Consider the following 21,493-nt stretch of genomic DNA (forward strand, 5'->3'; position numbering starts at 1 on the left):
AAAGATAATAGCTTAAGCTGAATTTGTTACCCATTTATACGTCGCTGTTAGCTTCTTATAAGAGCCTTGTAGCTTTGATAACTTGGGTTTTGATAGCTTGCGCAATGGTTATGACTTATTTATTATACAAAATATCGCTTAAAAATGACGCCAGCTGTCATTAATACAGTTGTATGCGGTCATTAACATTGTGTTGCCCAAATGAGAAGCGCTGCTGTAGATCGGCGAGCAAGGCGTCGACTTTGTCATTATCCCCTAGGCCTTGATAAGCACGCAACAATAGTGTCCCTGAACGTAGAGTGGGTAAGACATCGTAAGGGGTTTGCAGGTAATTGATCACTTGGCGGTAGTCTTCGTTGGCCAAGGCATTGCCTGCCAAGATATTCAATGCTTGCAGATGTAGCTCGTTATCGTAACGTGGGTCATCATAGCGAATTTGGATGATCGCTGTCGCTAGCGCCAACCCTTGCTCAGAGCTGCGCTCATTGGAGAGCAATAATTGGGCGTAACTGAGCTGATAAGAGAGATTGTTAGGATCGAGCGCTTGCAAGTGATTGAGCAAGGTGCGTTTGACCACGTAGTCGGCTTTATCATCTAACAGCTGAGCACGGGCAAACAGTAACATCTCACTATTAGGATACTTGCGCGCTGCCCGCGTCAACAACCGCAGCGCTTCCTCTGGCTCATTCTGTTGCCATAAAATATCGGCTTGTAACACATAAGTATCAGGCGCAAAGACGTTAAATTCTTTGCGTAGTTTTTCTAAAGTAGCGATGGCTGCATCTACGTCATCATTAATCAACTCAAAAGCGACGACTTTTTTGCGTGCTTCTAGCACTAAATCTTCTTGCATAACACCATTGAGATAGTATTTCGCTTGATCAAAGCGTTGCTGGCGCTCGGCACTGATACCGAGGTAATAATAGGCTTGGTCAAGGTAAGCAGGACTTTTTGCCAGCATATTGAGTAGGCGATCGGCACTAGGATACTCTTCGATGTCCAAGCTGACCAGTGCGGCCAATAAGGTGATCTCGGCATCATCAGCAAAGCGATTGTGCGCCTCTAGTAATAGCTGCCACGCTTGCTCGCTTTGTTTCAAATCCAGTAAGTAACGAATCTCATATAGGTACAAGCTTTTGCTATCAGGATTACGCAGACGTGATTGGCTAACATAATTAATCACCATTTCAGGCTTTTCTATTTTGCGCAATATATCTGCTTTTAAGGTGATAAAAGGCACATAGTCAGGTTGACGCTCTAGCGCGCGATTGATATGGACGATGGCAATTTCAGGTTCGTTAAATTGGTAGAGCAAGCCTGCCTTTAACACCGACAGCGAGGCATTTTGTTCACTATCAAGGGGCTGTAGGGCAGCAAGTAATTCTCGTTTGTCATTATCGGTATTGGGATAAATGCCGATAAGGATTTCGCTTAAGTCTGCCCGAGGGTCATAACGCAAGATGCGATTTAAGGTTTCACCTGCCAACAGATAATCGTGCGCGCGCAAGGCCAAATGTGCCACATAAAACCATGCGGGGACATGATCAGGATTTTGATCTTGCCACGTTTTGGCAAATTGTAAGGAAGCTTCGACACTCTCATTACGCAAAGATAAGCTAAGCGCTCTCTCAAACACTGCCGTCGCATCTTCTTTAAAAGATTGCTGCTTATAAATCATCACCGCCCGGCGTCTGTCATTGCGGTCAGCCGAAAACTCTGCATCCAAAAGCGCATACAAGCTTGGCTCGGTCAGCGTTGGTTGTGCGGCAATCGTCGGTGGTAAGCTATTTACATTCGCCACACTTGTTATTGTCGTTGTTGACTCGTTCTGTGTTGGTTCATTGGAAAATGTATTACGATTAGTCGCATCTGTATTCATCATTGCGACTGAAGGCTGGCTTAATGAGGATTGATTATTAGTGGCATTATGAATGTCTGATGGGTCGAGCGGATTGGCCTGAGCGGGTGAGGCTAGGCACAAACAAATGGCCAACGATAGTGTTAGCTTATAACGTTGGCATAGACGTTCAATAATGACGTGTAATAAAGCGCGAAGGCTAGATTGATCGTTATGCACAAGTTGTGATCGAAATGATGACTCAAAAAAAATCATAAATAGCAGTGTACACCTATTGTTTACCCATTAATAAGGCAATTTTATCCTGATGATTTTAAAATAGACATCGGCAGCCAGTACCCATGATCGACATTATAAAAGGAGATTGAGGTGATAAACAATAGCGCCCGTGTTACTCAATTATTCGTCCAAAAAATCTATCAGGTAGTTGATTTGTTACTCATGCGCCCAGATACAAGCAAATAGTCACCACAGGTGGTCGAGTGTTAAATAAAGCCAGCAATAATGATATAATAAGCGGTTTTAGGTTTTCCTTTAAGCGCTGTTTGCTAAACACTGCTTTTCCAATTTATAAAAACTGCTTTTTTATAAAAACTGCCTTTGGCAAACGGCGAGTACGCTTGGCTGGCAAGTGAGCGTTATATTTATGGTCTATCAATAATGAGATTAGTGGTCATTGGGGTCAATCACAAAACCGCACCAGTCGCTCTACGAGAGCGCTTGGCGCTTGTGGGTGAGGATGTGGCTATCGCCCTTGAGCAGTTAGAGGCCTTTACCGATGGTAGCGTGATTGTCTCTACGTGCAACCGTACGGAGATTTATGCCCTCGTTCCGCAGACTTTGTCTCAGCAAGCAGTAGCGTCGCCCACGGTTACCGACGTTACCTCGCCGTCTTTTAGCAGCAATACTAGCAATGCTGCGCTCAGCACCAATATCTCATCAGCGGCCATCAGCGCCCATATCGTGAAGATTAAAACTTGGCTGGCTGATTTTAAGCAACTGTCGCTCACCGAGATTGACCCATATCTATATGTGCATCGTGATACTCACGCCTTGACTCATTGGTTGAGGGTTGCTGCTGGGCTGGACTCTATGATATTGGGTGAGCCGCAAATACTGGGTCAAATCAAGCGCTCCGTACATATGGCGCAAGAACAAAAAGTATTAAGCAATCAGCTAGGTTGGATCGTCGATCAGGTATTCGCTGCTGCCAAACGGGTACGTAATGAAACCAAGGTTGGCGCTCAAGCCGTATCGCTCAGCTTTGCTGCGGCCAAATTGGTCACGCAAATTTTTGATGATTTGCCCAATCGTACTTTGTTGGTGGTTGCCGCTGGTGAGATGAATCGTTTGGTTGCCACTCATATTGCGGGGCTTGGGGTGGGACGGGTGATTATTTGTAACCGCAACCCTGAGCGTGCTGAGGCTCTAGCGGCTGAGCTACGCAAACCCGGACGACAAGTGGAAGTCAGAACTTTACAAGCGTTGCCGCAAGTGTTGGCGGAAGCCGATATTGTCAGTAGCTGTAGCGGTAGTATGGATTTATTAATAGATAAAACCATGACCTTGCAGGCGCTAAAACGTCGTCGTTATCAGCCAATGCTGATGATAGATTTGGCGGTGCCACGTGATATCGATTCGACTGTGAGCCGCATAGATGACGTGTATTTATATTCTGTCGACGACTTGCAACATGTGATAGCGGGTAATATTGAACAGCGTCGTCAAGCAGCAGTAGACGCTGAGCTACTCGTTAGCCAATTGGTCGTCGAAATGGATCGACGTTTTCAAGTGCGCCAAGTCGGCAAAGACATTCAACAGTATCGTGAGCGTACTCATGACCAAGTAGATAAGCTGCTTAATGAGTCTATTGCTAAGCTTAACGCTGAGGGTGCGAGCCCTGAAGATATCATAGCCGAGCTGTCGAGACGTTTAACCCAAACCTTGACCCATGCGCCATCCAAGCTGATGCGTAAAGCGGCACGCGAAGGGGACAGTGAATTGTTAGACTTTGTCGTCTCAGGACTAAAAGATGCCAATCGTGGACGCTGATGAGCCCCTCATTTACCAATAAACAGTCAACAGTGCAAGTCATATCATTGCCTAGGCGTATCGTTGTCAACCCTCGGTATCGGTGCTAATATCAAGTTCTCATTAACTAAATGGTTTGGATTAAGATACCGTACTGGTGTTCGCTAAGCGTGTGGCTATGAATATATTGGCTTAGGGTTTATAGGCTTTATCAATATTCATTTTTAGCCCATTTAGTCGCTTCCGTTCAGATTGAGGACACGCTCTAGGCTAAAGTACAATATTGTCAGCCTTACGTCGTTTTCTGGTTTCTTATCCGATATTAGTACCTAGGCTGTATCCATATTTGGATATGGCTGTACTGAGACTTAAGCGCCATCAAATTATCTAACCATAAACTAGGAGCGTTCCATGACTGCATTACGTCAAGATATTGATCCAAATGGCCTATTAGAATATTCAGTGGTTTACACTGACCGCGCTCTCAACCATATGTCTAAAGTCTTTCAACAAGTAATGAACGATTTATCTAGCGAGCTAAAGTCAGTCTATAATGCTGATGCCGTTGCTATTGTGCCGGGTTCTGGCACTTATGGGATGGAAGCTGTCGCGCGTCAATTGGCAAAGGATGAAGATTGTCTGATTATCCGAAACGGTTGGTTTAGCTACCGCTGGACGCAAATCCTAGAAAAAGGCAATATTGCTAAGTCATCGACGGTATTGACCGCTGATCGTACAGAAGACACTGATGCGCCAAAGCCGTTTGCACCAGTCGATATCGATGTTGCTATAGCAAAAATCAAAGAACAAAAACCAGCCATTGTCTTTGCTCCGCACGTCGAAACCTCAGCTGGTATTATTCTACCAGATGACTATATCAAAGCATTGAGCGAAGCCGTCCATAGCGTAGGTGGCTTATTGGTCATCGATTGCATCGCCTCAGGTTGCGTTTGGTTGGATATGAAAGAGCTGGGCATTGACGTGCTTATCAGCGCGCCGCAAAAAGGCTGGAGCAGTACGCCTTGTGCTGGTTTGGTGATGCTAAGTGATGCAGCTGTCAAAAAAGTCGATGATACAGAATCTGATAGCTTTAGCCTCGATCTTAAGCAATGGTTAAACATCATGCGTGCCTACGAAAATGGCGGTCATGCTTATCATGCGACCATGCCAACCGATGGCCTGCGTCAGTTCCGCGATACTATTAATGAGGCCAAAGAAGTGGGCTTTGCTAAACTGTCTGACGCACAGTGGGAGCTTGGTAACCGTGTCCGTAAGGTAATGGAAGACAAAGGCGTCGAAAGTGTTGCCGCTGAAGGCTTTAAAGCGCCAGGTGTGGTCGTGGCTTATACTGAGCGTGATGACATGCATAAAGGTAGCGCTTTTGCTGAAGCGGGCTTGCAAATCGCCGCTGGTGTACCATTAAAAGTTGGTGAGCCAGAAAACTTTAAAACCTTCCGTTTGGGTTTGTTTGGTCTAGATAAATTGACGGATATTGATGGCGCGGTAACGCGTTTTGAAACCGCGCTTGATAAAGTATTGGCGAAATAATACTCGCCATAAAAAGTATGATTGGCTATGCCAAATTTGCTTTATCTATTTGAAGTAGCACTGATGCTCGCTTTCCTTGCTACTCAAAATGAAATCTGTTTAATTTAAAAATACTGAGCCTTTATAACAATAGGTTCAGTATTTTTTTACCTTTTTATTATATTTTATAATATAATGTTTTTTAATAAATCGAAAGTTGTCATATGAGTTGTTCTCTTATCGATGAATTAAGCAACTAAGAAAACAAGCAAGCTAGGTAAATATTATGAATATACAAATAGACTGGCAAGCATTTACGCCTATCTCCTTAGTGGGTGGTCTGATACTGGGTGTAGCGACAGTTATTCTGCTATTAGGTATTGGGCGTATCGCTGGTGTCAGTGGTATTTTCTCAAATCTGCTTAAACCCAAGCAAGTAGAGATGTGGCAGGTATTGTTCATAGTTGGCATGGTTGTCTCGCCGATACTATATGGTCTGGGAAGACCATTACCTGATATAGAGATGAGTACTTCTTTGCCATTATTAATTGGGGCGGGATTACTGGTTGGTTTCGGCACGCGTTTGGGCTCTGGTTGCACGAGTGGTCATGGTATCTGCGGTAATGCGCGTCTGTCACCACGTTCTATGGCAGCGACGGTGACTTTTATGTTGTTTGGTATTGTGACTGTCTATATTGGTCGGCATAGCTTGGGCTTGATCTAACAGTGGCATAGACAGCACGTTACGAAGGCAGTGCTTGATACTATAAATAGAAGAGAATAGCGAGACACAACCATGCTAAAAAATATAATTGGATTACTGGCTGGATTATTATTTGGCCTTGGGTTATTGATATCTGGTATGACCGAGCCTGTTAAAGTGCAGGGATTTTTGGACGTCTTTGGTGCGTGGGATATTTCACTCGCACTGGTGATGGGCGGTGGTCTTGCAGTAGCGATAGTCGGCGTACAACTGGCTAAGCGCCAACAGACCAGCTGGATTGGCACATTGATTGAGATGCCAAATAAAACCGTCATTAATAAAAAACTGCTTATCGGCGCAATGCTGTTTGGTATCGGTTGGGGCTTGGTCGGTATTTGTCCAGGACCCGGTATCGTGCTGCTTGGGACGGGACAATGGCAAGCGTATGTCTTTATCCCAGCGATGATAGTAGGCATGCTGGTGTATCAATGGCTTGAACCTAAACTTAATTAACATGGGCTTGGTTTTTGAGCTCAATAAAAGGGTCAGCCTAATTCAATTAGGCTGACCCTTTTTTATCAATGATGTTTCATTAATATTAACGATGCTTCCATATTATTCAAGCTTAATGATAAAAGCTTACTTGGTGCTGGCTGTTACTTTAGGCGTCTCATGCGCCAGTGATTTGGCGGCTTGGCGCAGCTCAAATTTCTGTACTTTACCCGTACTGGTCTTTGGAATTTCGGCAAAAACGATATACTTGGGCACTTTAAAGCCCGCTAAGTGCTGCTTGCAATGTTCTGTGACTGTATCGCGCTGCAAGGTGCTACCTTCATGGATTTCGATAAAGGCGACGGGTACTTCACCCCATTTATCATGTGGCGCGGCGACGACAGCACAGCTTTGGATTTCAGGCATTTTATATAAGACGTTTTCGACTTCGATGCTAGAAATGTTTTCCCCACCTGAGATGATGATGTCTTTGAGCCTATCCATGATTTTGATATAGCCATCAGGGTATTTGACGCCCAAATCACCCGTACGGAACCAACCATCAGCAAAGGCTTCTTCGGTCGCTTTACGGCTCTTTAGGTAGCCTTTCATGACCATGTTACCGCGCAGTGCCAACTCGCCCATTTCCTCACCATCAGCGGCAACGGGTTCAGTCGTGCCTTGTTTGAACACGTCAAATCCCGTCATCAAATGCGACGTCACCCCTTGACGGGATTTTTTCTGCGCGCGGCCAGCGACATCAAGCGTATCCCATTCTTCTTGTTCTGCGCAGACGGTGACGGGTCCATAGACTTCAGTGAGACCATAAACGTGAGAGATGTGAAAGCCCATCGCTTCCATGGCTGCGAGCATGGTCTCAGATGGCGGCGCACCAGCGACCCAGCCTTTGACCGTATGATTGATGGCTTTTTTATACTCAGGTTTGCCGCCCGCAATCATATTGTGTACCACAGGCGCTGAACAATAATGGCTGACTTGATGCTTGGCAATCAACTGCAATATCAAATCAGCATCAATGTTTCGCAAGCAGATATTGACCCCAGCGCGCTCAGCGATCGTCCACGGAAAGCACCAGCCATTGCAATGAAATAATGGCAGTGTCCACAGATACATTGGGTGCTTGGGCATGTCCCAATCTAAAATATTAGAGATTGCATTGAGAGTCGCACCGCGATGATGATAGACCACGCCTTTGGGCTTGCCCGTGGTGCCAGACGTATAGTTCAGCGCAATTGCGTCCCATTCATCTGCTGGCTTTTCCCAGTTATCTAAGCTGTCTGAGCTGGCAATCAATGCTTCATAGCTCATTTTTCCAAAGCGCTCGACATCGATAGCGTTGTCTGTCGCATGAATGACGATTAGGTTAGGAAAAGTCTCATCGATAATCTCAGCATAATCAGCAAACTCACTGTCTAAAATCAACACTTTGGCTTCTGAGTGCTGCAAGCAAAAGGTAAGCGCATTGATATCGAGACGGGTGTTTAAGGTACAAAGCACACCGCCTGACATGGGCACGCCAAAAGCACATTCGACCATCGCTGGGGTGTTAGGCATCATGACCGCGACGGTATCATTTTTATCAATACCCAGTTTACGTAAGCTATCCGACAACTGCCTGCAACGATCGTAGGTCTGTTGCCAAGTCTGCGTGAGGTCATTGTGCTCTAGATCATCATAAATGATCGCAGTTTTGTCAGGATAAACTTGTGCACTGCGAATGATAAAATCGATGGGAGTCAGCGGTTGATAATTGGCAGGGGTTTTGCCGAGACCTGTGTGAAAGTCAGTCATGGAGATAGTCCTTTATCGTACTTTGAGTTTGGCTATTTTTATAGCTCAGGGTTTTTCTATTGATAATTAGCCTTTATTATAGCCAAAGGCGTGGCGAAGTTAGGCTGATTTTGTGGTTTTTACTTAACCAAATACCATAAAACTGCGCGATTAAAGAGGGTTGTCGATATAGTGCTCACTCATCAGTCGCTCGTCTGCGTAGCTGATAATAATAGCGGTGTGTTACGATACCAGTCATGTAAAACTGTAAACTGTGTTTAGATCAACAAACCATTCATAAGGAAAATGATATGACCGCCAGCCGCACTGCCAATTCTATTGAGACCGCTAGCACCAATGAACACTATCCACATTTATTTGAGCCGTTAGACTTGGGCTTTACCACGCTAAAAAATCGCTTAGTGATGGGGTCGATGCATACAGGTCTCGAAGACCGTTTTTATAATTACGGTAAACTGGCAGCATATTTCGCAGAGCGTGCCAAAGGCGGCGTGGCGATGATGATTACCGGTGGTATTGCGCCGAATCGTGAAGGTTGGTTGTCGCCTGTTGGTGGCACGATGAACACCAAAGCTGATGTGATTAATCATCAGCGTGTCACTCGTGCAGCACATAAGTATGACAGCAAAATCATCATGCAAATTTTGCACAGTGGACGCTACGGTTATCAACCGTTTGTGGTGTCATCAAGTCCGATAAAATCACCAATCTCGCCATTTAAACCGCGTAAGATGAGCATTAAAAATATCGAGCAAACGGTAAAAGATTATGCCCGTTGCGCAAAGCTTGCTAAGCAGGCGGGTTATGATGGTGTCGAAATCATGGGCTCAGAAGGGTATTTGCTGAATCAGTTTTTATCGCGCCATGTCAATAAACGGACGGACGAGTATGGCGGTGACATTCAAAATCGTATGAAGTTTGCGGTTGATGTGGTCAAAGCGGTGCGAGAAGCTGCCGGTGAAGACTTTATTATTCTATTTCGCTTATCAGTGATTGACTTGGTCAAAGACGGTAACGTCATGGACGAAGTCATCACTGTTGCCAAAGCGTTAGAAGAGGCGGGCGTGACCATCATGAATACGGGCATCGGCTGGCATGAAGCTCGCATTCCAACGATTGTCACTAGTGTACCGCGTGCTGCGTTTGTTGATTTTACCGCTGAAATTAAAAAGCATATTAACATTCCGATGATGGCGGCTAACCGTATCAATATGCCAGAAACCGCTGAAGAGATTGTCGCTAGTGGTCAGGCGGATATGATTCAAATGGCGCGTCCATTCTTAGCCGATGCCCATTGGGTTAATAAAGCCAAAAACGGTCAAGCCGATCGCATCAATACCTGTATCGCCTGTAACCAAGCTTGTCTCGATCATACTTTTGCCAATAAACGCTCAACTTGTCTGGTCAATCCTCAAGCCTGCTACGAGACTGAATTGGTTTATAAGAAAACCAAAAAACCTAAAAAGGTCGCAGTCATTGGTGGCGGTGTCGCTGGCATGTCAGCCGCTCACGTCGCCGCGCTACGTGGTCATAAGGTCACGCTATTTGAAGCAAAAGATATCTTGGGCGGGCAGTTTAACTACGCCAAAGTTATCCCTGGTAAAGAAGAGTTCTTTGAAACCATTCGCTACTATATCAATGAGCTTGAGCACTTAGGCGTTGAGATTAAACTCAATACCAAAGTCGATAAAGCCATGCTAGAGAAAGCTAAATTCCACCATGTCATCGTCGCAACAGGTGTCGTGCCTAGAAGTTTGGCAGGTAAGCTCGAAGGAGCTGACTTGCCACAAGTGATGAGCTATGCTGAATTGCTCTCTGGTGAAAAATCAGTTGGTGATACCGTCGCCGTCATCGGTGCTGGCGGTATCGGTTTTGACGTCAGTGAATATCTCACAGCTAAGCATGGTCAGCCGCTTGATGAGCTAGGCCCTGAGCTGTTAAAAGACCCAAGCTATCGTCCAAAAGCGCAGTCAGTTAGCGAGTGGCGTGAAGAGTGGGGCGTAACTTCTGATACCGATTACCAAACTGAGGGTGGTCTGATTAAGCCTGAAGCGATCAAGCCTATTCGCCAAGTCTATCTGATGCAGCGTACCAAAGGTCGCTTGGGTAGTGGTCTGAATAAAACGTCGGGCTGGGTACATCGTGCTCATATCAAATCGCACGGTGTCATCCAAGTATCGGGTGCGCAGTACGATAAGATCACCAATGAAGGTGTTTGGATTACCAATAACCAAGGCCAAACTCAGTTGCTCCGTGTCGATAGCGTCGTGGTCTGTGCCGGTCAAGAGTCTGTGGTTGAGCTGATGCCAAATGTCGGTGATGCACCGGACGCGCAATATCATTTAATTGGCGGCGCTAAGCTTGCCGCTGAATTGGATGCTAAACGTGCGATTCGTGATGGGGCTGAGGTTGCGGCAGCGATTTAAGGTTTGATTTAAAAGCTTAGTTCGAACATAGAAGCGGTGAGATTAATTATCTCGCCGTTTTTTTGGTTTGGTTATTATGAATTTAGCATAGCAATATACCTATAAGAATTGCCCTTTAAAAGAGTTTTCCCTACAGGCCTAAATTGTATACAATTTTTTTTACTGCTCTCACGTCAGCGCTAAGGATAAGACCTATTTTCTTGCAGGTCTAGATTTGTTATTATAAAAGATAAAAATTAGATTAAATTATATTTAGTCATTACTTTCTATGAGATCACTCTCCAATAGCTATCATAGTATTACTATCAGCAAATGTACAGTTAGAAAAGTTGTTACTGACAATAGTTAGTGATGACAAACCCCCAAATATATTTAAACCAATAGGTTTAAGATCTATCATATTGATAACTAACCTATCGTCTACTACTCTGAACTGAATTAAGGAATGATCGTTGAACTTTATTTCATCACCATATTCTGTTGAGATTAAATCAAATCTTTCGTCAATAATTTTGTTCTCTGATATTACATTATAAAATTTCTTCGATGTACTTTCTTTTTTCTGCGCACTAAACCAAAGTAATGTTTTAGAGCTTTCCTTATCACGACCTATCAAAAAAATAGGATTTTCGTCAATACTAAAAATTATTTTACCTTCATCGAATATATTACTACAGACCCAAACTTTACTAAAAGGAATGTACTCTTTAGGTAGACTATTATTCATTTCCAAATCCTGCAGCTTTTGGTGTATTTTCTTTAAAGTGTTTTGCAATTTTTGCAATTGTTACTTTTTTTTCTGATGGAAGCATAAGATATAAACCTTCGAATGCTAAAGCCAGTGCTACTAGAATTACTAGTGTTATAATTTCTGTGCTTGATACAGTTTCAATGCCATTAAGATACTTATGATTTATCCATTTAGCTAAAACAGTAATAGAAAAAACACTCGTGCCAGTAAAAAAAGTGTGAGCCCAAATTGGCAATAAACTATTCACCTTCGTTAGCTTTAGAAAGTCACTATTTTCTAAAGGAAAAGGTGTATGTACTGTAGCTCCTCTATAAAGGCCATCAGAACTGATTCTTATGGTCTTACTACTTTGCTTTGTCCCTTCCACTAGTCAATTTCCTTAATACATATCATACAACTTATGCATTTTACACTTCTGCGCAAAAAATAGTACTTAGATAATCAATTAATTTTCATAATCATACATCAAATTATTAGTAGGATGGCATAGAAACTCTACGCTCGCTACCCGAAAATCACCTCCCAAAACTCCCTATCCATGCTAAATTAAACCCTATCAACGATAGTCATATCTATCAATCACGCCATAAAGAAGGATTTTATAATGGTAGTGTTAAAGACACTGTTTAAATGGGTCATTTTGCCCATACTAGGTTTATTAATTATTATCAGCTTGGGCTTAGTAGTGACCGGTAATGCTTATATCTTCCGCGGTTTACAGCTCACTTATCTTAAAGGTGAAGCCACTGCCAATATTGATGATTATATCGATTTTGACAATCGGACTATCCGCGCAAAAGACGCTATCGAATGGGAAAAAGATTCCAGTTTTGAGCAAGTCAAACTCACCACAACGTTGAAGAATGCTTTAGATACAGACCAAACGGTGGCCTTTGCTATTATCAAAGACGGCAAGCTACTGTACGAAAACTACTGGCAAGGTTATGGTAGCGATTCGCACACCAACAGCTTTTCGATGGCAAAAACCGTCACGACTATGCTCTATCTCAAAGCGGTGGAGGATAGCTATATCGGTAGCGTTGATGAGCCGATTACCAAGTGGTTGCCTGAATATGCAGACAATCAATACGCGCAAAATTGTACCCTCGCGGATTTATCAGCGATGACCTCAGGCTATGATTGGACGGAGGATTACTACTTTCCAATTAACCCCACCGCAGAATCCTACTATGGTCATGACTTAGTTAAGCAAATGGTCAATCGAGATTTCGTAGAGGCGTGTGGCGGTCAATTCGAATACTCGTCAGGCGATACGCAAATGCTCGGTATTGCTCTATCACGTGCGTTAAAACCTCATGGCTATACCCTATCTAGCTATTTGGAAGAGAAGTTTTGGCAGCCACTTGGTATGCAAGGTGACGCTTACTGGTCGCTTGACGGCTCAGAGAGCATCGAAAAAGTATATTGCTGTCTAAACGCCAGTGCGCTGGATTTTGCTAAATTTGGGCAGTTATTATTAAACGGTGGCGAGTGGCAAGGTGAGCAACTGCTTAGCAAAGCGCATGTTGATTTTATGATTACGCCAAACGCGGGTGCATTTGCAGAAGGGCAGGCGCAAGTTTATGGACATTCAGTGTGGACGGATATGGAGAGTCCGATTCCGTTTTATGCAATGCTTGGTCATTTAGGTCAGAGAGTATTAGTGTTGCCTGAAGAGAATGCAATCATCGTCAGATTGGGCAAGCAGAAAGGTTTGCCCGCACCAGTAGAGGGATTTCATTTAGAGCCAGATTTGGGTCAATATGTGACGGAGGTAAAAATGATTTTGGATGGTTTGGTGGAGTGATTAGGTACTTTGTAAGCTAACGATTGCAGGGTATCCCGAATTATAGATGAGCCAGTCATTTCTGACTCATCTTAAAATCACTGTCATTATATCATTTTTCAATATTACCCAACGTTAGACCAGTTTCTTGGGTACTATAAATAACGATGTCTTTATCGTCGATTTTACCATTCATGACCAATCTACCGATTCGATTACTGGCTTCTTGATTGCCTTGGTCGGCAGCTAATAAATACCATTGCATTACTTTTTGATAATCCTGAAAAAACTTTATTCACTTTCATACAAATAAGTTGCTTTAGTATTCATTACAGTCGATATTTGAGGAGTACTCAGCTCTTTTGATGTCTATAGCATTATCACCACTCATCCAGTTTCTTTTATTTTCTGGTATTTGTTTGCTATCCAAATAATTTTTAAATTTTATGAAATTCTCTGTTTCAAAACTATTACCGCTACACACATTAATGAAGAAGTACACAATATCGTCGCCTGTTGATGTTTCAAAATTTGTAGTTGACCCATAAACATAATGTTCATGAACATACCAGCTATCAACGGCTGTCACTTTACCTGTAATTTCTTCACCTTTGTAGATTAATTGGTAATTTTCACTAGAGATATACCTTAGTTTTAATTTACCTAGAACTGGCGGTTGATAAACCTTATGATTAAGAAACAACAATATAGTTATAGTTAACAGACCAATAAATAACGGAACTAATAATTTTTTAGGTTTGTTAAACAATTTTTATCCTTGATTACTTTTTAATAGTTGTGCTTATATAGTTCGACCAATTTCCTGAAATTCTATAGATTGTACCGTTTGGATCTTAATTTCTTGATATTAATTCAAAGGTATCATAAGAATCTTTAAACTCACTTCTAAAGAAATAGTTGATTTCCCAGTGATTCTGATATCACCTACTGAAATTGAATTGAGCAATGCCAAATTCGTATTTCTCAGTAGGGGTGATTTGACGATGTAGGTGTGTTTGATGGTTTCGCTGAGCAAGCAGAAGCTAACAAACCACTGGATAGTATTGTAGCTAGCAATATAGACTGGGTTAAGGTATAGATTTTTTTTGATACATTATAATTCCTCCGGACAAATTGCTTTTTATCTATAATGAAACTTTGAGGAAAATATCCTCAATTATTTATTATCTGGCATTAGTATGACTATACTATGGCTCATTTAAGTCATAACAAGGTAAGCTGTAATCGTACTCAAGCTCCACCAAAGTACGTGCTTTAAATAAATCAATAAGATAATCATTTTGCATGTCGGTCATATACATAAAAATGGTAGCTTTATCCTTACATAGAATACGGACACGTTTGGCTGTTTTATCAGATCTACTTGAGGTATTAGCTATATAATCGTTTTTGTCAATTTTATCAGTCATATCTACCCAGCCTTCTTTGAGAAGAAAGCTATGTAAATGTAACAGTCTATTCTTATCAAACTCGGGGCTTGCATATCTGGATGTGTACCACACATCTCTATTAGAATGACTATGATCGCTTACTTTGAAGTTCATAAACTTAGCAATATTATCAAGTTCGGATATAAGCCAGCTTTCTTTCTCAACCAATTCTTGTTGGTATATTTCAAGCTCTTTATTTGATTCTAAGTCTACAGTCCATATAAATAAAATAATAACGAAAGCAATAAGTGAAATATCAGACAGCTTGTATTCTTTACCTTTTATTTTCACTGACAAAATTCCTACATGGTTTGATTTAGTATCGAATAACGCTATTTTTTATATAAGAAATAAAGTCGCAATAGATAATCCATACTAAATTTTTTTAACAATCAAACTATGATCTATCTTTTTCAGTTAATATACCTTTATTGCTTTCTTGCGACTTTTTCCAACTGAAGTTTATAGTTTTAATAGAATTTGGATCAATGTTTTCATTTGAATTGATGTCGTAAAAGTGATTGATATAAACTAATTGATAGCTATTCTCTTTATCTATAAATAGATAATTGTTGTTTAAGATGTAATTCAAAGTATAGCTACCACCTTTTTTAATATTTACTATTATTTCCGGCGCTGTATCAGTAAAACTTGGATAAGGTTTAGATTCTAGGGGTTGTTCGTCATTATAGTAGATAGAAAATGGTTGAACAGTAGTATCAAAATTTATAGTACTATTAGTATTATTTTTTAAGTTAATTGAGAAAATCAAGTCACCATTTTCTTCAAATAGACTATAACTATCAATTATTTTAAAGTTATCCATATTCATTTCAGACACCATCTTTGTATCACTTTGATGTAAACTCTTGAAATTATTGGTGCAACTACTAAGTATCATAATGCTGCTAATAATTACAAATACCCATTTTAAATTTTCAAGCATATTACTTCCTAATAAGTATTTTTTATCATTCCTGACGCATAATAAGAGAAACTGTCCGCGTGCTTTAATGCTAGGTCTGGCCTATCTTGAGCCAGTTTTTTTGAAGCTATAGTTCCATATACACTCTTACCGTTGTTGTAGAATTCGCCAGTTTTTATGTTGTTGAACAAGTCTTTTGTTCCAGCAATATCATCAAAATGAGAAAATTCATGAGTTAACAGTCTAGCATTAGTCGACTTGTTTATAGGTTTTCCTGTATATGGGTCTTCAAAAAATGCTTTACCTGTATTGATGCGATGAGTAGTATCTTTTGTTGTAACATAAGCACCGACACGTGGATCGCTAGCAAGGTAACCTCCGCCTAGTACTTGTGAAGAGCTTCTTACGTCCTTGAAATTATCTAAAGTTAAATTTTTGTTTAAATCAAGCATTTTATCTACTTGAGATAACTTCATTTCTCTCGATTTTTCAATATCCTTTACATCGCCAAATGCCTGCTTGAATTCTTGTTGGTCATCTGAATTCCACCTTGTAAGGGTATTTTTAGTGTTATTAAGCATTCTGTTTTGCTCAATCACTGCCTCTTGAATAGCTTTTTTTTCAGTTCCCGTATATTCCGCTGCTGAACTGGTTTCACTAAATATAGCTAATTGTGAATTCACTTCAGTTCCATTGTCAAAAGGGCTAGAATAAACCACATTTGAATTATCAGAAGCCGTCAAACTTGCAAACAAACTATCAGGCTCAGATTTCGCAAATATCAAAGGCGCTGCCTGCGCAATACTGCCTACATCAAAGTCAGACTCCGCAAACGCCTGCTGAATCGCAATCAGCTTAGCCCCGCAGCTGGTCACATCACCGCCGCGTGCAATAGGTGCACCATCCACAATAAATGACGGATCACCCGTAAGAATAGTAGTGACCTTTTTGCACTTTTTACAGATGACTTTGTCGCCTTTACGCGAGACTGGGATGCCGTTATGAGTGGTATGCGGTGAACCAGAGATGACCGTCCCACCGTGTGAGGTTTTTGCGCCGACTGTGATATAGGCTGCCATAGTGCTACCTTGCTTAAATGCCCAACGTTTAGACGCTTATCGCGAATCTGTTATTTGCCTGACATTATAGAGGCCTAAAGCGTTAAAAATCAAACTTAAGTTCGTCAAAGCATGTCGTCTATATGCAAATTTAGGCACTACTTAGCGTAAAAGCGATTGACTGTACTAAAGATTCAATCATTTCACTTGTTTTCAATACCTAGCAAAAATCTAACCTTCCAACTCACCAATCAAGTATTCCCTGATATTTTCAATAAGGTGGTCTCGGAAGTCTGTGGAGTAAGGCGTTGATAGTTAAGATTAGCTTTATCAAACAACAGGATTGATAAATTATCATTGAATATAAAGTCTTATTCCCCATAATGTAGTCGAACTGCTCACAAGATACTTTGTGTATCGATTGCATGATTCAATCGCAAGCATGGATACATTTTATGAACTCAATAACTCATAAACTTTTCATAGCGCTGAGCGGATTGATTTATAGTAACGGGCATCTACAACAACGATCCTCATTTGTAATAACAAACCAATTAGATATAAGGCATATCATGGCACACGACAACTTATTTGAACCACTCGACATGGGCACTCAAACCCTAAAAAACCGTATTATCATGGCACCATTGACGCGCTTGCGCTCTGTCGAGCCAGGTGATGTTCCGACAGCATTGGCAAGCGAATACTATTCACAGCGTAGTGGTGCTGGGCTTGTTATCACTGAAGCGACTCAGGTTTCTTTTCAAGCAAAAGGCTATGCTGGCGCGCCGGGTATTCATACCCAAGATCAAATTACAGCATGGAAAACCATCGTTGATAATGTTCATGCCAAAGACGGAAAAATCGTCGCACAGATATGGCATACCGGTCTGGTTTCTCATGAAAGCGTGCAGCCTGATGGCAAAGCGCCAATTTCTGCGTCAGATGTTCATGTTGGTATCCGTACCTCATTGCGCGATAGCAACAATCAAGCCATCCGCGTTGAAGCAACGACACCACGTCCAGCCACACTTGATGAAATTAAACAAGTCATTGCTGATTTTGCACAAGCAACCAAAAATGCTCAAGAAGCAGGTTTTGATGGTGTAGAGATTCATGGGGCTCATGGTTATCTATTGCATCAGTTTTGGGTTGAGCAAACCAACCAGCGCGATGATGAGTATGGTGGTAGTCGCGAAAACCGTGCTCGCTTGACGCTTGACGTTATCGATGCTTGTGTCGACGCTTGGGATGCCGACCATGTGGGCATTCGTATTTCGCCACTTGGTACTTTTAATAATGTCGAAGCTGGCTATAATGAAGATGAAAACATCTGGATGATTGAGCAGATCAATGACCGTGGTTTGATGTATTTACATCTGTCAGAGCCTGATTGGGCAGGTGGCACGCCTTATAATGATGAATTCCGTAAGCACATCCGCCAAGCTTTTAATCAGACTATTATCGCGGCTGGTGGCTATACTGCTGAAAAAGCAGAGAGAAACATCAAAGCAGGTTATATCGATGCGGTCGCCTTTGGTCGTGACTATATCGCCAATCCTGATCTGGCCGAACGTATCCGCGAAGGCGCTGCGCTAAACGAGCAGCATCCAGAAAGCTTCTACGGCGGCGGTACTGAAGGTTACACCGATTATCCATTTCTAAACCAAGCATAATGGACTGTCAGCTCGCGTAAATGCTAAGCCGATAATATCTGTAAAAGGTATATCCATTAAAAAGCCACCTTACTATCAATAGTGAGGTGGCTTTTTTATTGTCAATAATTTGAAGATTTACTATGTTTATTTCTTATCGTTTTTATACTATTCAACAGACCCTACTACTTACCAAAATTACCTGTTTGATAATCGCGAAAAGTTTGTTTTAGTTCGGCCTGGGTATTCATGACAAACGGCCCATAACTGGCGATAGGTTCGCCAATGGGCTCGCCACTTAAGATCAATAGTCGAACTGGCGCTACCGTTTTTTCAGTATCAGATGTTGCTGGATAAGTCAGCTGAATAGTGTCAGTGGCATCGGCAATAAATGAGGCAGACTGCTCCGTTTGTGAATCTATAGCTTGTGAGTTTATAGTTTGAGAGTTTATAGTTTGAGAGTTTATAGTGCTTTTGGTAGGTGCTACAAACTGAATCAGTTGACCCGCTGCGATAGGGGTGTCATTGACGAGTAGCTCGCCTTCTTGTACCAATAATAAAACATTATGGCTGTTTGACACCTGTAGCGTCGTCGATCCTGCTGCATGCAGCTCGATATCCCATAAATTAATGGGTGTAAAGGTATCGGCTGCTCCAGTTATATCTTGCCACTCACCAGCGATGATAGCCACCTTACCAATAGTTGTTTGAGCCGCTTCACTATCATCTAGCAATTCAACAATCGGTATATCAGTCCGTCTGATGGACTGATATTTTGGCTCAGTCAGCTTATGGGCGCTTGGTAGGTTTAGCCACAATTGCACCATACTAAAGACGCCACCGCGCTGTCCAAAACCTTGCGAATGGAACTCTTCATGCAAGATACCGCGCCCTGCAGTCATCCATTGAACATCACCTTCGAAGATGATGCCGTTACCGCCAGTTGAGTCCCTGTGACTGATTTCACCAGAGTAAGCGATGGTCACGGTCTCGAAGCCTTTGTGTGGATGCTGTCCGACACCGTGAGGCTGCGCTTCATAATTGGGGTTTGGGGCAAAGGTCGTGGGCTTGCCATAATCCAATAATAAAAATGGGTCAGTGTGGCTATAATTAAAATTGGGATCATCCTCAAGATGATTGACTAAGGTTTTCACATAAAAACCGTCACCGACCCAATGCGGTGCTTTGTCACCATGAATATGTTTAATTGCACGCATTGTTCACCTCGCAAGCCCGTGTTTATATTTACTATTATAATGATGGTCATCACAGTCAATCGTATATACAACGGATTGACACGTCCCCAGACGATAACTGTCTATCTGGGGTCTATTTAGGGTTTATTTCTAAACTTATCAATAGACCCTATATAAAATCCACTTCTATTAAACCACTTCGCCGCAGACAAAGCCACTGGCCCACGCCCACTGGAAGTTGTAGCCACCGAGCCAACCTGTGACATCCAATACTTCTCCGATAAAGTATAGGCCGTCCTGAAAGTTGCTTTGCATGGTTTTTGACGAGACTTCATTTGTTTTGACACCACCGCGCGTCACTTCCGCGGTACGATATCCTTCGGTGCCAGACGGCTTAAGCTGCCAGCCATTGAGCGTCGTACCAAGTTCAGTCAGACGCTCGTCCTTAATATTGGCCAGCTCTGTGTCTTTGATATCATCCCACAAGTGCGTTTGTAGCGCTGCCAATAGCTTCTTGGGTAATGCACTATCGGTATAATCAGCCAAAACGGTACGAATGAGCTGTCTGGGATGCGATTTTTTATGCGCCAAAAGTAGCATTGTCATATCGATATTTGGTAGTAAATTAATGCTAATGGTTTCGCCAATTTGCCAGTAGTTTGAAAGCTGTAGCATAGCAGGACCTGAGAGTCCGCGATGGGTAAACAACACAGGCAATTTAAAGGAGATGCGCTCATTACTGGCAATCACTGGCAGACTAATACCTGCCAAAGCACGGATAAGCTCGCCCGTTTTATCGGTGAAAGTAAAAGGCACGAGACTGGCATCGGTTGCGACAAGCGTATGCCCGAACTGCTGCGCCAATTCATAACCCAAGCCACTAGCGCCCATCGTTGGGATAGACAGCCCGCCAGTCGCCACCACTAAAGATTCACAGCGGTAGCCTGTTTGCGGCAGCTTGGTTTGATTGCCCGATTCTTTTCTCTCTTGCTTTTCTTTTTTGCTGAGTTGCTTGGTTGTCAGTAATTCAAATCGGGCATTTTTATCATTTTCGATGGCTTGAACGCTTTCAACCTGCGCATTCAGCTTCACTTGCACACCTACCGCGCTACATTCATCCAGCAGCATGGTCAAAATATCTTGTGCAGAGTCATCACAAAACAGCTGACCATGCTCACGTTCGTGGTAAGCAATTTTGTGCGCCTCCACCATACCAATAAATTCCCAACTCGGATAACGACTCAAGGCTGACTTACAGAAATGTTGATTGGCACCAATGAAGTGCTCAGGCTCTACAAAGTAATTGGTAAAGTTACAGCGTCCACCACCCGACATGAGGATTTTTTTGCCAGCTTTATTGGCATGGTCTAATACCAGCACGCGGCGACCACGGCGACCCGCAGTGAGCGCACAGTATAACCCTGAAGCGCCTGCACCGATGATGATGACATCGTATTGGCTGTTTGACTTAACGGGTGCCGCTTGGTTTTGCATTTGGCTCATGATAATGACTTATAGGGTAGGTTAAGATAATAGGTTTGGATAAACGATATAAAGTATCTCAATTATACCATGGCAATAATGGAAGTGTTTTTAGGTGAGTAATATAGATAGCTTTAGTCTGCTTGCTATAAATCATTGAATAACTTTACTTTTTCTATAGACAACAATTGATGATTGGTATAATGTAAAAATATGAATGTTATTCGCACCTATTGCTGCCACTTTTGTTACCTATTAGAATTTTAGTCGTTTTTATTTGAAGGAAATGAATTTCTTCAAAAGTAGTTGAGTTAAAAAGCCAGCCGATTGAACGGCTTAT

At 42.3% G+C, this 21,493-nt stretch carries 18 protein-coding genes; 7 read left to right on the top strand and 11 right to left on the bottom strand.

All coding sequences use genetic code 11. The features are described 5' to 3' along the window. Window positions 1-160: 160 nt before the first annotated feature. Complete coding sequence (locus tag ACMFL8_RS01145; protein WP_413189856.1) at window positions 161-1,981, bottom strand: tetratricopeptide repeat protein; 1,821 nt, start codon at window positions 1,979-1,981, stop codon at window positions 161-163. Between the two features lie 537 nt (window positions 1,982-2,518). Here ACMFL8_RS01145 and hemA point away from each other — a divergent pair. The 4 genes from hemA (at window position 2,519) to ACMFL8_RS01165 (ending at window position 6,632) form a co-directional block, all read left to right on the top strand. Further along, on the top strand, window positions 2,519-3,910 hold the full coding sequence (gene hemA, locus ACMFL8_RS01150) for a glutamyl-tRNA reductase (protein WP_413189857.1): 1,392 nt from the start codon (window positions 2,519-2,521) through the stop codon (window positions 3,908-3,910). A 390-nt stretch (window positions 3,911-4,300) separates the two neighbouring features. Next, window positions 4,301-5,437: an aminotransferase class V-fold PLP-dependent enzyme gene (locus tag ACMFL8_RS01155; protein WP_413189858.1), complete on the top strand. Its 1,137-nt coding sequence runs from the start codon at window positions 4,301-4,303 to the stop codon at window positions 5,435-5,437. 265 nt (window positions 5,438-5,702) lie between these two features. After that, complete coding sequence (locus ACMFL8_RS01160; RefSeq protein ID WP_413189859.1) at window positions 5,703-6,140, top strand: YeeE/YedE family protein; 438 nt, start codon at window positions 5,703-5,705, stop codon at window positions 6,138-6,140. A gap of 72 nt (window positions 6,141-6,212) precedes the next feature. Then, the gene (locus ACMFL8_RS01165) at window positions 6,213-6,632 is read left to right on the top strand and encodes a DUF6691 family protein (RefSeq protein WP_413189860.1); all 420 of its coding nucleotides are present in this window, start codon (window positions 6,213-6,215) and stop codon (window positions 6,630-6,632) included. A gap of 126 nt (window positions 6,633-6,758) precedes the next feature. Here the strand turns inward: ACMFL8_RS01165 and ACMFL8_RS01170 are convergent, their stop codons facing one another. Then, window positions 6,759-8,423: an AMP-binding protein gene (locus ACMFL8_RS01170; RefSeq protein WP_413189861.1), complete on the bottom strand. Its 1,665-nt coding sequence runs from the start codon at window positions 8,421-8,423 to the stop codon at window positions 6,759-6,761. A 290-nt stretch (window positions 8,424-8,713) separates the two neighbouring features. On the opposite strand from ACMFL8_RS01170, the gene ACMFL8_RS01175 reads away from it, so the two are divergent. Continuing rightward, the gene (locus tag ACMFL8_RS01175; protein ID WP_189583222.1) at window positions 8,714-10,849 is read left to right on the top strand and encodes an NADPH-dependent 2,4-dienoyl-CoA reductase; all 2,136 of its coding nucleotides are present in this window, start codon (window positions 8,714-8,716) and stop codon (window positions 10,847-10,849) included. Between the two features lie 274 nt (window positions 10,850-11,123). On the opposite strand, the gene ACMFL8_RS01180 is transcribed toward ACMFL8_RS01175, so the two are convergent. Next, entirely contained in the window at window positions 11,124-11,576 is a 453-nt protein-coding gene (locus ACMFL8_RS01180) for a hypothetical protein (RefSeq protein WP_413189862.1), read from the bottom strand. Continuing rightward, window positions 11,569-11,967 carry a hypothetical protein gene (locus ACMFL8_RS01185; protein ID WP_413189863.1) on the bottom strand — a complete coding sequence of 133 codons (399 nt, stop codon included), beginning with the start codon at window positions 11,965-11,967 and terminating at the stop codon, window positions 11,569-11,571. The genes ACMFL8_RS01180 and ACMFL8_RS01185 overlap by 8 nt, the downstream gene beginning before the upstream one ends. Before the next feature lie 237 nt (window positions 11,968-12,204). On the opposite strand from ACMFL8_RS01185, the gene ACMFL8_RS01190 reads away from it, so the two are divergent. Next, window positions 12,205-13,407, top strand: a complete 1,203-nt coding sequence (locus ACMFL8_RS01190) for a serine hydrolase domain-containing protein (RefSeq protein ID WP_413189864.1) — start codon at window positions 12,205-12,207, stop codon at window positions 13,405-13,407. Between the two features lie 91 nt (window positions 13,408-13,498). On the opposite strand, the gene ACMFL8_RS01195 is transcribed toward ACMFL8_RS01190, so the two are convergent. The 5 genes from ACMFL8_RS01195 to ACMFL8_RS01215 form a co-directional block, all read right to left on the bottom strand. Continuing rightward, a complete protein-coding gene (locus tag ACMFL8_RS01195; protein ID WP_413189865.1) occupies window positions 13,499-13,651 on the bottom strand; it encodes a hypothetical protein in 153 nt (50 codons plus the stop codon). Window positions 13,652-13,705: 54 nt separating this feature from the next. Then, the gene (locus ACMFL8_RS01200; RefSeq protein WP_413189866.1) at window positions 13,706-14,155 is read right to left on the bottom strand and encodes a hypothetical protein; all 450 of its coding nucleotides are present in this window, start codon (window positions 14,153-14,155) and stop codon (window positions 13,706-13,708) included. 439 nt (window positions 14,156-14,594) lie between these two features. Further along, window positions 14,595-15,128: a hypothetical protein gene (locus tag ACMFL8_RS01205; RefSeq protein WP_240216233.1), complete on the bottom strand. Its 534-nt coding sequence runs from the start codon at window positions 15,126-15,128 to the stop codon at window positions 14,595-14,597. Window positions 15,129-15,234: 106 nt separating this feature from the next. Further along, window positions 15,235-15,783, bottom strand: a complete 549-nt coding sequence (locus tag ACMFL8_RS01210; RefSeq protein ID WP_413189867.1) for a hypothetical protein — start codon at window positions 15,781-15,783, stop codon at window positions 15,235-15,237. 8 nt (window positions 15,784-15,791) lie between these two features. After that, window positions 15,792-16,841, bottom strand: coding sequence for a PAAR domain-containing protein (locus ACMFL8_RS01215; protein WP_413189868.1), 1,050 nt, complete (start codon window positions 16,839-16,841; stop codon window positions 15,792-15,794). 551 nt (window positions 16,842-17,392) lie between these two features. Here ACMFL8_RS01215 and ACMFL8_RS01220 point away from each other — a divergent pair. Continuing rightward, entirely contained in the window at window positions 17,393-18,496 is a 1,104-nt protein-coding gene (locus tag ACMFL8_RS01220) for an alkene reductase (RefSeq protein WP_210541585.1), read from the top strand. A 164-nt stretch (window positions 18,497-18,660) separates the two neighbouring features. Here the strand turns inward: ACMFL8_RS01220 and ACMFL8_RS01225 are convergent, their stop codons facing one another. Beyond that, on the bottom strand, window positions 18,661-19,692 hold the full coding sequence (locus ACMFL8_RS01225; protein WP_413189869.1) for a pirin family protein: 1,032 nt from the start codon (window positions 19,690-19,692) through the stop codon (window positions 18,661-18,663). A 168-nt stretch (window positions 19,693-19,860) separates the two neighbouring features. Further along, window positions 19,861-21,174, bottom strand: coding sequence for an NAD(P)/FAD-dependent oxidoreductase (locus tag ACMFL8_RS01230; protein WP_413189870.1), 1,314 nt, complete (start codon window positions 21,172-21,174; stop codon window positions 19,861-19,863). Window positions 21,175-21,493: the final 319 nt, after the last annotated feature.

The organism is Psychrobacter sp. AT9 (genome assembly GCF_047272965.1).
GTDB lineage: Bacteria > Pseudomonadota > Gammaproteobacteria > Pseudomonadales > Moraxellaceae > Psychrobacter > Psychrobacter glaciei.